The organism is Marinobacterium zhoushanense (assembly GCF_014641945.1).
Classification (GTDB): Bacteria; Pseudomonadota; Gammaproteobacteria; order Pseudomonadales; family Balneatricaceae; genus Marinobacterium_D; species Marinobacterium_D zhoushanense.
Genome location: NZ_BMIJ01000003.1, coordinates 125,918 through 138,226 on the forward strand (window position 1 = coordinate 125,918; position 12,309 = coordinate 138,226).

General features: G+C 57.3%; 11 protein-coding genes. 4 read left to right on the forward strand and 7 right to left on the reverse strand.

From position 1 onward, the window contains the following. Positions 1 to 140: 140 nt before the first annotated feature. From IEX40_RS07660 to IEX40_RS07680, 5 genes are all read right to left on the reverse strand, one after another. The gene (locus IEX40_RS07660) at positions 141 to 1,208 is read right to left on the reverse strand and encodes a DUF3080 family protein (protein ID WP_188746962.1); all 1,068 of its coding nucleotides are present in this window, start codon (positions 1,206 to 1,208) and stop codon (positions 141 to 143) included. Further along, the gene (locus tag IEX40_RS07665) at positions 1,150 to 2,526 is read right to left on the reverse strand and encodes an MATE family efflux transporter (RefSeq protein ID WP_188746964.1); all 1,377 of its coding nucleotides are present in this window, start codon (positions 2,524 to 2,526) and stop codon (positions 1,150 to 1,152) included. Before IEX40_RS07665 ends, IEX40_RS07660 begins: the two co-directional genes overlap by 59 nt. Before the next feature lie 138 nt (positions 2,527 to 2,664). Next, positions 2,665 to 4,416: a PHA/PHB synthase family protein gene (locus tag IEX40_RS07670; protein ID WP_188746966.1), complete on the reverse strand. Its 1,752-nt coding sequence runs from the start codon at positions 4,414 to 4,416 to the stop codon at positions 2,665 to 2,667. Positions 4,417 to 4,542: 126 nt separating this feature from the next. After that, entirely contained in the window at positions 4,543 to 6,054 is a 1,512-nt protein-coding gene (locus IEX40_RS07675) for a methyl-accepting chemotaxis protein (protein WP_308421597.1), read from the reverse strand. Between the two features lie 35 nt (positions 6,055 to 6,089). Next, positions 6,090 to 6,617, reverse strand: coding sequence for a PAS domain-containing protein (locus IEX40_RS07680; RefSeq protein WP_188746967.1), 528 nt, complete (start codon positions 6,615 to 6,617; stop codon positions 6,090 to 6,092). 133 nt (positions 6,618 to 6,750) lie between these two features. On the opposite strand from IEX40_RS07680, the gene IEX40_RS07685 reads away from it, so the two are divergent. Continuing rightward, the gene (locus IEX40_RS07685; RefSeq protein WP_188746970.1) at positions 6,751 to 7,002 is read left to right on the forward strand and encodes a glutaredoxin family protein; all 252 of its coding nucleotides are present in this window, start codon (positions 6,751 to 6,753) and stop codon (positions 7,000 to 7,002) included. Positions 7,003 to 7,013: 11 nt separating this feature from the next. Here IEX40_RS07685 and IEX40_RS07690 read toward each other — a convergent pair whose 3' ends face one another. Then, the gene (locus IEX40_RS07690) at positions 7,014 to 8,972 is read right to left on the reverse strand and encodes a transglycosylase SLT domain-containing protein (RefSeq protein WP_188746972.1); all 1,959 of its coding nucleotides are present in this window, start codon (positions 8,970 to 8,972) and stop codon (positions 7,014 to 7,016) included. A 156-nt stretch (positions 8,973 to 9,128) separates the two neighbouring features. Here IEX40_RS07690 and IEX40_RS07695 point away from each other — a divergent pair, with 156 nt between their 5' ends. Then, on the forward strand, positions 9,129 to 11,030 hold the full coding sequence (locus tag IEX40_RS07695) for an ATP-binding cassette domain-containing protein (protein WP_188746974.1): 1,902 nt from the start codon (positions 9,129 to 9,131) through the stop codon (positions 11,028 to 11,030). Between the two features lie 20 nt (positions 11,031 to 11,050). Here IEX40_RS07695 and IEX40_RS07700 read toward each other — a convergent pair whose 3' ends face one another. Next, the gene (locus IEX40_RS07700) at positions 11,051 to 11,494 is read right to left on the reverse strand and encodes a universal stress protein (protein WP_188746976.1); all 444 of its coding nucleotides are present in this window, start codon (positions 11,492 to 11,494) and stop codon (positions 11,051 to 11,053) included. Positions 11,495 to 11,571: 77 nt separating this feature from the next. On the opposite strand from IEX40_RS07700, the gene IEX40_RS07705 reads away from it, so the two are divergent. Both IEX40_RS07705 and IEX40_RS07710 read left to right on the forward strand, forming a co-directional pair. After that, positions 11,572 to 12,075, forward strand: coding sequence for a hypothetical protein (locus IEX40_RS07705; RefSeq protein ID WP_188746978.1), 504 nt, complete (start codon positions 11,572 to 11,574; stop codon positions 12,073 to 12,075). 9 nt (positions 12,076 to 12,084) lie between these two features. Then, positions 12,085 to 12,306 (forward strand): DUF1653 domain-containing protein, encoded by a 222-nt coding sequence (locus IEX40_RS07710; protein ID WP_188746980.1) that lies wholly within the window; start codon positions 12,085 to 12,087, stop codon positions 12,304 to 12,306. Positions 12,307 to 12,309 lie beyond the last annotated feature (3 nt).

Sequence of the window (12,309 nt, forward strand, 5' to 3'; positions counted from 1 at the left end):
GGCTGCGAAGCCGGAGCCGGCCCCCGCTTGCGAGGCGCATTAAAGGTGTTGTTGCACCGCGTGCTTGCACCATGAGCATCCATGAATGATAACGCGGCCATGATGGTGGAAAAGCCGCAGTTGCTCAAGGGGTTGGCTGATTAACTGCCGGGCATCATGCCGCATTGACGCAGCAGGCGCTGCCAGTTGCGGGTGTGGGCGTCGCGTGCGTCCAGATAATGCTGCCACAGGCCATCGGCTGCTTGTGGATTCAGCATTGCGAGGAAGTAGTGCTGCGCGCCCGAAGGGACCGGCAGCCGGTCCAGAATCTGCTGATGCGCGGTCAGCCACTCCTGCCCCTGGCGGTCTACCAGTGACATGTAGGGTTGCAACTCACCGGCATAGAATTTCTGGAACACATTGCGGATGATCTGGGCCTGATTGTTGGGCCGGTTGTTGAAGCAGATTGGCCGCCGCAGCAGGCGCCGCTCGATGGCGTCGGAAGTTTGCTTCAGTGTGTGGGTTAGTAGCACCAGGCTGGTAATCCACTGGGCCCCAAACGCCGAGCGGTAAAGGGCTTCAAAATCCTGCTCCAGCGTTGGCACGAACGCGGGGGTATCCCAGGCATCCTGTTCGCTAAGTTCAGCCAGAAGCTGGAAGTGGGCCAGGGCTGGTTTTAACGGCGCCAACAGAGTGGAGCCTTGTAAGGGGAGTGGGGCTTCGGTCAGAGCGAAGTGCTGCTCCATCTCGGTGCTGGCGTAAAGGGCATTCCAGATTGCGGCGCCGAGGGATTGCTGTTTTTGCTCAATGATCTGGGTTAGTCGTTCTTTCAATCGGGAGGGCGCTTCCGTATCCACCTCGTCGATACGGCGTTTGCAGCGCCTCAATGCGGGCAGCACTTCAAGTTCGTAGATCAGGCGCTGGGAGTGGCCCGCCAGGCGGGCCAGTGTGGTGTTGCGTTCGGCAATGCTATGCAAAAGGTCGCAGTGGCGGAAATCGAGCACATCGATTAGCCCTTCACTGATCGTTTTGATCTCGATAAGTCGCTGTCGTTTTGGTGGCAGACTGGGGCGGGCAGCCAGTGCGTTGTCGAATTCGGTGAGGATCGGTTCTTCTATGGCGTTGCCAACCCGCTCCGTATAGCGCTCAAGCATGGAGCGTGCATCCGGTTTACTGCACGCGGTCAGAATCAGGGGTAGTAGGAAAATGCAGAACGTGCGTAGAAGCATGGCTGATCCTGTAAAGGCGGGTAGCAAGCAGTAAGGCTCCAAGGCTGAGGCCGGCCACCAATCCCCACCAGTATCCGTATACACCAAGCCCCAATCGCTCGGCCAGCCAGTAGCCGAATGGAAGCCCGGCCAGCCAGTAGGCGATAAAGACGACGATCAGAGTGGCTGCGGTGTCCTTATATCCACGCAGAGCCCCTGATGACGCGACCTGAATCGAATCGGTGATCTGAAACAGTGCGGCAATCCACATCAATTTCATGGCGGTGTCGATGATGGTGCTGACCTCAGTATAGGCGGAGGCGATCTGCCGGCTGGTGCTGAGCAACAGCGTGGCGTTAATCAGTGCGATCAGTATGGTCAGTGCGAAACCGCACATTACACTGAAACGGGCGGCAGCATAGTGCTTGCGGCCTAGCAGCTGACCGGTTCTGATGGTGAGCGCCATGGATAGGCTTAGGGGAAACATAAACATCAGGCCGGTCACGCTGAAGGTGATCTGGTGGGCGCTGATAGTTTCCTCACCGTACTTCGCCAGAAAAAGCACGATAAGACTGAACATGCTGGACTCGATCAGCAATGCCAGGCCGATGGGCAGGCCCAGTGCGAGAAACTGGATCAGCGAGCGCAGCGTCGGAAACCGCCAGCGCATGGCGGCGCGGGCCTGTCGAAAAAGTGGCTCGCGTCGCAGGTGATATATCCCTAGCGCGAGCATGAGCCACATCACCAGGCTGGTGGCATAACCGCAGCCTACGCCGCCGAGCGCTGGAAGCCCCAGTTTGCCGAAGATCAGCACGTAGTTGAGAGGGATGTTGCACAGCATGCCGATGACGGCAATACGCATAATCGGTCGTGTGCGGCCAAACCCCTCGCTGAACCTGCGCAGGGCTTGGTAGAGCAGCAGGGCAGGGGTGCCCAGGCTGATTGCGCTCAGATAGTCCGAGGTCTTGGCTGCCAGTTCGTGCTCCAGCTGGAACAGTGAGAGTAAGGGGGCAGTATTGTTAAGCAGCAAAATGGCGGCAATGGACAGGAGTAGCGCAAGTGTGAGTGCCTGTCGCAGCACGGCAGCTGACTCCGCCTCCTGGTCGGAACCAACCTGATGGGCGACCAGGGGTGTGGTCGCCATAAGAATGCCGCACAGGGTCAACATAAGCGGAAGCCAGATGCCTGAGCCCATAGCGATGGCTGCCAGGTCCGTGGGTCCGGCCTGCGAGGCCATCAGTGTGTCGACGAAGCCCATTGCGTGTTCGGCTATCTGGGCGATCAGAATGGGCCAGAACAGCGCAAACAGCTGATGACTCTCGGCGATGACTGCGCGCATTGAGGGCACTGGAGGTAATCGTCTCTCTGGTTGGAGGGGGGGGGGCGGCAAAGCTTAAGGCCGAAAGAGGGTGGTTACAAGATGTAAAACGGGGCGCTAAAGCGCCCCTTTTTTTGGTTATAACCGAAGTGTCGTCTGTTAATCGATACGAGCGCGTACATAGGAGCCAGGCGCCGGTTCGATCACCGTATGGGTGTCGTTGCCATAATGCTTCGGTGCATCGACTTTCTTGCCGGCCCGGCGACGGAGCCATTCGGCCCAGTTTGGCCACCAGGAGCCTTCCTGGCGTTCGGCGGTCTCCAGCCAATGGTCGGCACCCTTACCCTGTTCGCCCTTGATCCAGTAGTTGCGGCGGTTTTTGGAAGCCGGGTTGATGACGCCGGCAACGTGACCGCTGGCGCCAAGCACGAACTCGATATTGCTGCCGAACGTTTCGGTGGCATTGAAGGTGCCTTTCCAGGGCGCGATATGGTCTTCGATAGTGGACAGGAAGTAGCAGGGGATCTTGATCTTACCCAGATCGATGGGTTCGCCGCAGATCTCAAGCGCATTCGGCTCCACCAGCTTGTTCTCGAGGTACATCTTGTTGATATAGAAAGTGTACATCGCCGCGGGCAGGTTGGTGGAGTCGCTGTTCCAGTAGAGGATGTCAAACGGCGGCGGTGTCTGCCCTTTCAGGTAGTTGTTGACCACATAGGACCAGATCAGGTCGTTGGAGCGCAGCATGTTAAATGAGGTCGCCAGCTCACGACCGTTCAGTATGCCCTGGGAGTTGATCTTGCTCTCCAGCTGCTTGACCTGGTAATCGTCAATAAAGACGCAGAGATCGCCCGGGTTTGAAAAGTCGGTCAGCGTGGTCAGGAAGGTGGCCGATCCAACGCTGGTGTCCTTGCGATTTGCCAATACCGCCAGCGCGGTCGTCAGCAGTGTTCCGCCTACACACCAGGCGACGGCATTGAGCTTGTCGGCACCGCTGATTTCGCGGGTCACTTCGATCGCTTTGATAACGCCGTCGGCGACGTAATCGTCCCAGCTCAGGTCGCGCTGATCGGCGCTGGGGTTGAGCCAGGAAACGAGGAATACGTTCTGGCCCTGCTCGATGCAATATTTGACAAACGAGTTGTGCGGCTGCAGATCAAGGATGTAAAACTTGTTGATGCTCGGTGGCACGATCAGTGTGGGGCGCTCGTATACCTGATCGCCTTCCGGTTTGTAGTGGATCAGCTGGAACAGCTTGTTCTGGAAAACGACCGCACCTTCGGTGGTGGCGAGGTTGGTGCCGAGTTCGAAGGCGCTCTCGTCCGTCATCGATATACGGCCTTTTTCGATATCACTCAGCAGGTTTTTCAGGCCGTCGACCAGGCTTTGGCCCTTGGTTTCCATCGCCTGCTGCAGCACCTCAGGGTTGGTGATGGCGAAATTCGTAGGTGACAGCGCATCGACATACTGTTTGGTGTAAAACTCGAGTTTTGCCTGTTCGGACGGGGCAAGCTTTGCGTTGGCCGCCATATCGACCAGCATGCGGGACGTGAGCAGGTAGGACTGCTTGATGTAGTCGTAGATCGGGTTGTTCGACCACTCTTCGCTTTGGAAGCGCCGGTCGCCGCGATCGGGGTGTACCACCGGTGATTCACTGCTGGTGCCGTTCATCAGATTACGCCACAGATTGAACTGGGCTTGCTGGTAATCGGCAATGGCACGGATCCAAACTGTCGGGTCTTCCAGTGAGCGGGTGGCTAGTTCAGTCCATGACTGAGTGAACTGGCGGAAAATGTCGTCGCCGCCGCTGGCGGAGAACATCTCCAGCACCTTGTTGGTTTCGCGCGCGACGTAGTTGATGAACTCCTGAGGATCGGTCGAAGGGTTTCCGCCTGATGTTGCTTTATCCATAGACTGCCGACTCCGTATGTTTCTGTGTGAGCGGCCGGAATACATAGCTAAGGTAAAAGGGTTGCTTCCGACCAGTTTTCGAGCATAGACCCAGCCAGAAGGGAGGACAACCCTTAATTGGTAGTGTTACCTCGCCCCGTCCGACCGATGACGTTCGTCTATCATTGCATCAATGTGTTGCAGTATCTTGTAACTCTCATCTTCGGCACGGGTCATCAAGGATACGATCTCGCGGCGCAGCTTGGCATCGGTGCGCCAGTTCTTTTCACGCAAGGCTATGGCACCTTGTACTGAGTGGTGTACGGCTTGGTGAGGCGCTTCCAGTAGTGCATAAGCGCGGGTATTGGAGAACAGTTCTGCGCCCTGACCCTTGTAATACCACTGTCCCAGGCGGCAGTCGGTGTGGTTGCGAGCGACAGCCTGCTCCTCGTCAGCCCACTTCTGGGCATCATCGAACATCAGGTAGCCGTACTGTTTGTAGATCACATGATCGGCTTTGGTCAGTGAGCCAAACGCGCGATCCTTGGCATGGCTCAGGTAGAGCTTGGTCTGTTCGGCCGCATTGGCGATAGAGTCGAACTGCTCACGGAAGTTTTCAACCATGGCGCTGACTTCGGCTGCCTCTTGGCTGGAGTCGGTTGCGCGCTCGACCATCTCATCGACACGCTGGTTAAACGTGCCGATGGTGTGGGTGACGTCGATGGCGGCATCTTTGGTCCGTCTCGACAGGGCTTTTACCTCGTCGGCTACTACCGCGAAGCCGCGTCCCTGTTCGCCGGCTCGTGCGGCTTCAATGGCGGCGTTGAGGGCGAGCAGGTTGGTCTGATCGGCGATATCGGTAATGATCGACAGGGATTCGGCAACCTTTTTGCTGTCGCTACCCAGTTTGTCGACCACATCGACAACCGATTCTATCGTCTCATGTATACGTTTTAACGCCGCCACCATGCGCGCAACTGCGGTTTGGCTATCTCGTGCCTCCTGGCGGGAGCGGTCGGCAATGCCCTCCGCCTGCTCCAGTTCATTGCTGATGCGGACCAGATCTGACTGGTTCTGCTTCAGGTTGCCGATAAGGTGTTTGGTATTCAGGCTGTGAAGGTCGGAGTTGAGCTCTTTTCCTGCGACGAACTCGGCACCCTTGCGCATCAGCTCCAGCGAGTTGTTGATACGGATCAGCGACTCACGTAACTGGCCTGGAAGCCCCTTGTAGAGCGCGTGTCGATCGTAACGGCCATCGGACACGTAGCGAAAACAGGTATCCACCTCTTTGAAGTAGGTTTCGATCTTGTCCAGGAAATCGTTGAGTTCCCAGGCGACCAGGCCAACTTCGCCCAGTTTCTCCGTGTGGCTGATTCGGCTGTCGAAACCGCCCTTGTTCGCCTTCTGGAGCGCCTGGTTGATGTTCTGCAGGGCTTTGAGTGGGCGTGCCGCCGAGCGATAGAGGTAGATTGAAAGCAGTACGGTTCCTAGCGCGGGAATTGCCGTCCATGCTGCCAGCTGAAGCTCCCCGCTTAGTGCTACAAGGGCAGCGGGAGCAAGGGCTAGGACGGGGAGCAGTAGGGTAGCCAGCTTAATCCTGTTTTGCAGGAAGAGGCTGCCTGAGCTGACGCCTGTCTTGTGTGTGGTCGATTGATGCACGATACGCGTCCTCGTATGGGTTGCTGGCGCCTCTGCTAGGCGTTGTCCAGCGACCAAATCAACTCTTCATAGCTGCAGCGCTGGGATTCACAAAACCCCTGCAAGTGCGCGATCGCGCGCTGAGGTCCCTCTTTGGGGCCGGCAGCGCGCTCAATATCCAGCATCTCCTTGTAGAGGGGAGTGATGGCTTGAATCGCTGCATGTGATGGTTTGCGTCTGACGGAGTAATAGCCAACTACTTCGCCTTCGGAATTCAGGTCTGGTGTTACGTTCGCCATCACCCAGTAGTAGCTGCCATCCTTGCACAGGTTTTTCACGTAGGCGAAAAACTCTTTGCCTTGATCAAGGGTTTCCCATAGCAGTTTAAACGCGCCGCGGGGCATGTCGGGGTGGCGGATGATATTGTGTTGAACGCCGAGGAGTTCAGGTTCCGAATAGCCCGATATTTTCATGAAGGTGCGGTTTACATAGGTAATAATACCGCGTCTGTCGGTTTTGCTAACGATGAACTCATCGTCGCTTAGACGTACTTCTGAGTTGGTCGGTACTACTCGATTTTTCATCGCAACCTCGCGAGCGTGGGTAACGGTCAACGATCGTCGGTTAAAAGGGCCGCACAGTATAAGGGAAATGGCCGCGCTTCGATATGGTAATCCAGATATAAGGTTCTGAGCAGTAATGGGGATTCGTAGGAAAATGCTTTATTTAGAGTTGATGACGACAGAAGGCTGTCATTTGTGTGAGCATGCGATTGCGGTGTTGCAGTCTGTATTGCAACCAGGCGATGCGGAGGTCGATCTGGTCGATATCGCGTTCGACGATCGGCTGTTGGAACGGTACGCGACCAGTATCCCCGTGTTAAGGGCTCCCGCGTCGGGCAAAGAGTTGGGCTGGCCGTTCAATGAAAGTGACCTGCGCCGCTATCTCAAGGATGTTGGCGCAGGCTGATCGGTTGCCAGCTACAGCTTGTTCGCTTTATTGCCATCCACCTGATTGAACGCCAACAGCTTCCGTTCGCTGTCGCTGAGCAGTCTCGCGGGTCGATCGGCCAAGCGGTCGTAGATGACCGCAAAAGACAGCACGTTCTGTACGTAGTTACGTGTTTCGTCGAATGGGATGGTCTCTATCCAGATGTCGAGAGGCAGGTCGCCGCGATCTTTCAGCCATGCTCTCACCCGGTGCGGGCCGGCATTGTACGCGGCGGTTGCAAACACACGGTTGCTGCCGAACTCTTGGTACATCTCACCAAGATAAGCACTGCCCAGATTGATATTGGTTTGGGGGTCGTACAGTGCGTCTAGACTGCCCAGCGGCAAAGAGTGCTTCTTGGCCGTCTGCTGGGCAGTCGCCGGCATCAGCTGCATCAGGCCGCGGGCACCGACGCGGGAGCGGGCAGACACCCAGAATGCGCTTTCCTGGCGTGCGATCGCTGTCGCCCAGGTGTTGGTGATGCCGGCACGTTCGGACGCGCTGGCGAACAGGCCGGTGTAGGGGTCTGGAAAGCGGATCTCCAGGTCGTTCCAGCGCTCGCTCTGGATTGCGCCACGAATCGCCTGGGTGTTCCAACCCCAGCGCTTGACCAGATGGGCTGCCAAGTGCTGCTCGGTTGGCGACATGGTCCGCGTCGCTTGGTTCCACTCGGAACGGGCTTCGTAAAGTTCGTCCAACTGAAACAGCTCGCGCATGCGCTTGAATGCAGGTGTTGCTTCCATCTGGTTAAGCACATGGGCATCTAGGGCGATCGGATCATGGTTCAGCGAAAACTGGCTCTGACTCAGTTCGGCGGCAAGAAACCCATAAAACGTGCGGTCTTGGCTCAGGGCCTGCAGCTGGGCCTTCACATCCTTGCCCTGTTGGCGCTGGGCTATGCTGAGCCAGTACTGCCAGCGCTCGTGGTGGAGCTTGTCGGGCGGAAGTTCGCCGATCAGCGCCTCTACTTTAGGCCAGTCGAGCTGTCTAAGCGCCAGCCGTGCGCGCCACTCCGTCAGGTCTGCCAGCCGGAACTCAGGGTCTAGCTGAGCGATTTGAGCTTCTGCATTGTCGTCGAATCGCTTGGCCTTCAATGTTCCCATTCGAATCGACAGCTCTGCCTGCTCCTCTTGTGGAATGCGCAGGCGATCCCGGTCGCGTACCCACAGCTTGATCGCGGCGTCCAGATCGCTTCTGCGCAAGCGGTTAACGGATAGCATCAGCAGTCGCCGGTGCTCGGGATCTTTGGCGGTTACCAATTTGGTGTTGGCAAGCAGCGATTTGGGGTCGCTATAAAGCGCTATGGCTTTGTCGATCTGTGCCTTGGTTGCGGAAGTGGTGGCTTTTTTGGCGGCATATCGGGCGAGCGCAAGGTTACCCTCCTCCAGAGCCGACAGCACGCGCTTGGCGACCAGCTCGTCCGTGAGTTTGCCCGCGCTCATCCAGTGTTCGAACAGTGGGTCGCAGGCATTTGGTTGGGAGTGGCCGGCAACCCAAAGACGTGACGCGATCGCATACGCGCTTTGGCGGTTGCCTTTCGCCAGTTCTGAGCGCCCCCAGTAGCACTCCTGCTCGGTGCTGGGGCGGTCTAGAGTTGGGTATAGCTTGCGGTAGGCCTCCCAGTCCTGGCGCTTTCCAAGCTCTGTGGTCAAAGCCCAGCGCAGTCGACCCTCTACCGGAGTGTCGGCAAACTGATCACTGAACTGAAGGGCGTCTTCCACGCGCAGGTTGCTGAGATTGGCGCGCAACTGAGTGTAGAGTATGTAGGGTTTAAGTGGATAGTTACCCAACTCTTTCAGCCCCTGGCGTACCGTGTTGTCGTCCCCCTTTTCCGCAGCTGCAAGGGTTTTCTTGTATAGCTGTTGTTGGGGGGTCAGAGATGCGGAAGCGGGGTGGCTGGCGATAAGGAGCGAGGTGGCGATAAGGTTTAGCAGTGTCAGGCGCGGCATCGTTGTCTCCATCCCTCGGTTGAACTGTGGCGCGAGCGGATAGTGTCAGTCTACCTATATCGGCAGAGATTATTAGATCCTTGAGTGTTTTTCATTTCGGACCGCGGTTTCAGGTAAACTATCGGCCTTTAAACTGAACAGAGTGCATAGCCGTAGATGTCGTTGATCAAATTCGATGAGCTTTGCGTGAGTTTTGGCACGCGCGCCTTGCTCGACCATGTCAATCTTCAGCTCGAAGCGGGAGAGCGTGTCGCCCTGGTCGGCTTGAATGGGGCCGGGAAGTCGACCCTGCTGAAGGTCGTGTCGGGATATCAGCAACCTGATTCCGGTGTCTACTGGAAAGATCCCGCCATCCGCATCGCCGAATTGTCGCAGATGCTTCCAGCCGCCGATGAGCGCATGGTGCGTGATGTGGTGATGGCAGGAATAAGCGAGGTTGTCGCACTGCGTGAGCAGTACGACGTGCTGGTTCAGCGGCATGATGCCAGTTCTATGGCCGAGCTGGAGCGGTTGCAGCATGAGCTGGAGTCGAGAGAGGGCTGGCACCTGGAGCAACGGGTAGACACGGTTCTGGATCGTTTATCCCTGCCTGGTGACAAGCGTATGGCTGAGCTGTCCGGCGGCTGGCGACGTCGTGCCGCGCTGGGAGCCGCGTTGGTGCAGAATCCGGACCTGCTCTTGCTCGATGAGCCTACCAACCACCTGGATATCGAAACGATCGAATGGCTGGAAGAGCAGATCCTTAACTTCCGTGGCGGTGTGCTGTTCATCTCGCATGACCGTGCATTGGTCGACCGCCTGGCGACCCGAATCATCGAGCTGGATCGCGGAACGCTGACCTCCTTCCCGGGTAATTACAGCCGTTATCTGGAGCAGAAGGAGGCGCTGCTGCAGGAGGAGGCGCGGCAGAACGCTGAGTTCGACAAGAAACTGGCGCAAGAGGAGCGCTGGATTCGACAGGGAATCAAGGCCCGGCGTACCCGCAACGAAGGACGCGTAAGGGCGCTGAAGAGGATGCGTGATGAACGCTCGCAGCGGCGAGAGCGTCAGGGCGGGGCTCGCTTCAATCTCGAAGAGGCGGTTAAGTCGGGCAAGCTGGTGGTTGAGCTTGAGCATGTGTCCCATGGCTACGAAGGGCAGCCGATCATTCGTGATCTTACTCTGGCGATCCAGCGCGGCGACCGGGTCGGGCTGATTGGGCCCAACGGTGCGGGCAAGAGTACGCTGCTAAAAATTCTGCTCGGAGAGTTGCAACCCGAGAGCGGCAAGGTGCGAATGGGAACCAAGCTGGAAGTTGCGTATTTCGATCAGTTGCGCGGCCAGCTCGATCCGGAACGCAGCATTATCGATAACGTCTCGGGTGGCCGGGAAAGCATCGAGATCAATGGTCAGAACCGTCATATCATAAGCTATCTGCAGGACTTCCTTTTCAGTCCCGAGCGGGCCCGCACTCCGGTTAAAGCACTTTCCGGTGGTGAGTGTAACCGCGTGTTGCTGGCACGCCTGTTCAGTCAGCCGGCTAACCTGCTGGTTCTGGACGAGCCGACCAACGATCTGGATATCGAGACGCTGGAGTTGCTTGAAGAGATACTGCTGAACTACGAGGGTACCCTACTGCTGGTCAGCCATGACCGAAGATTTCTCGATAACGTGGTCACCAGTACCCTGGCGTTTGAGGGTGAAGGGCGTGTGGCGGAGTATGTCGGCGGCTATCAGGACTGGTTGCGCCAGAGGCCGGCGGCCAAAAGGGCTGAGAAAGCGGCAGCAAAAGAGACAAGTGGTGTCGAGTCGGCCGCTGAGCCGAAGTCTGATAAGACGAAAGCTACGCGCAAGCTGAGTTACAAGTTGCAGCGGGAACTGGATGAGCTGCCGAAGTTGATGGAGGAGGCGGAGGACACATTATCCGCCTTGCAGGCGGAGACATCGGCGGCCGACTTCTACAGCCAGGATCACGCTCATGTTTCTGTGCGGCTGCAAGCGCTGCACGATCAGGAGCAGCGAGTGGAACAGCTGATGGAACGCTGGGTCGAGCTGGAGGAGATGCAGGCCGGGGGGTGATCCCGGCCGGCCGTTGAGGTTCAGTCTTTCTCTTTACGCACGCGCACCGCGAGTACGTCGCAGGGCGCGCCGTGGAGTACGCCATTGGCGGTTGAGCCCAGAAGCAGCGCGAGGCCGTGGCGTCCGTGGCTGCCGACGATGATCAGGTCAGTTTCTTCATTGCTGGCGACTTGATGTATCTCTGTTTCGGTGTTACCGGTTACGACAAACTTTTTGTCTACCGGATAACCCAGGGCCTCGGCGTAGGTGTTTAGCTTTTTTCGGGCATGTTCGTCGAGTTGTTCCTGAATCGTCGACAGATCCATTGGTACATCCCCGCCATAGGCAAAACTTAACGGCTCAACAACGTGGATCAGGCTCAACTGCGCCTGGTTGGTACGGGCAAGATCCACAGCGCGTTCAGCGAGCTGGGAGGATTCGTCGGACAGATCGACGGCAAGCAGAATGCGAGTATAACGGGCCATGGTTCGGGCTCCTTGTTGTGTTGAGTGTGGCGCCGGAGCGCCAGCACGTTCAGTTGTTCTACCTTAAGGATAACACCATGAAATGGTTAATCATTATTTTCATTGTCATGTCGTTGATCGGATCTGTGATGTGGGTCATGCCAACGCCTCGGCAGCGGTTCCAGGCGCAGCTGCGTTTACGTGCGAAACCCTTGGGTCTTCACGTTCAATTGGCCAATCTGCAGCTGCCGCGACAACGTGGCGAAGTGGAGGGCGAAACGTTAAGTGTTCCGGTATATCGAATGCAGCGCTTGAATCTGAATCGCGATGAAAAAGCGAACTGGAAAGGCTGGCAGCTGTTTCGTGGCGAAACCCTCGCGAATGAGGGGTTAACGGAGGGGTGGAGCTGGATTAAGGGGGAGCGCACGCTGTCGGATGCGGCAATGTCCCTGCTTAACCAAGTACTTAGCCAAATGCCGTCTGACGTGATCGCGCTGGAGTCCACTCCCACACATGCTTCCGCGTTCTGGCAAGAGGGCGAGGATGAGGATTTGGAGCGGATAGCCGAGCAGCTCAAAACACTGATCGAGCAGCGGGTATAGGAGGGTTGTATGGTCACCAAGGTTGATTTGGCGCCGGGCATCTATCGTCACTACAAGGGCCGGGATTATGAAGTGATCGGCACGGCGAGGCACTCGGAAACGGAAGAGTGGATGGTGGTATACCGGGCGCTTTATGGCGATTTCGGGTTGTGGGTCAGGCCCTTGGCAATGTTTGTCGAGACTGTTGAGCTGGCCAGTGGCGAGCGCGTGTCACGTTTTGCACCGTTATAAAAC

Coding starts and splice junctions, on each gene's coding strand:
- IEX40_RS07660 (WP_188746962.1), bottom strand. CDS start 1,208: ATGCTTCTACGCACGTTCTGCATTTTCCTACTACCCCTGATTCTGACC.
- IEX40_RS07665 (WP_188746964.1), bottom strand. CDS start 2,526: ATGCGCGCAGTCATCGCCGAGAGTCATCAGCTGTTTGCGCTGTTCTGG.
- IEX40_RS07670 (WP_188746966.1), bottom strand. CDS start 4,416: ATGGATAAAGCAACATCAGGCGGAAACCCTTCGACCGATCCTCAGGAG.
- IEX40_RS07680 (WP_188746967.1), bottom strand. CDS start 6,617: ATGAAAAATCGAGTAGTACCGACCAACTCAGAAGTACGTCTAAGCGAC.
- IEX40_RS07685 (WP_188746970.1), top strand. CDS start 6,751: ATGCTTTATTTAGAGTTGATGACGACAGAAGGCTGTCATTTGTGTGAG.
- IEX40_RS07690 (WP_188746972.1), bottom strand. CDS start 8,972: ATGCCGCGCCTGACACTGCTAAACCTTATCGCCACCTCGCTCCTTATC.
- IEX40_RS07695 (WP_188746974.1), top strand. CDS start 9,129: ATGTCGTTGATCAAATTCGATGAGCTTTGCGTGAGTTTTGGCACGCGC.
- IEX40_RS07700 (WP_188746976.1), bottom strand. CDS start 11,494: ATGGCCCGTTATACTCGCATTCTGCTTGCCGTCGATCTGTCCGACGAA.
- IEX40_RS07705 (WP_188746978.1), top strand. CDS start 11,572: ATGAAATGGTTAATCATTATTTTCATTGTCATGTCGTTGATCGGATCT.
- IEX40_RS07710 (WP_188746980.1), top strand. CDS start 12,085: ATGGTCACCAAGGTTGATTTGGCGCCGGGCATCTATCGTCACTACAAG.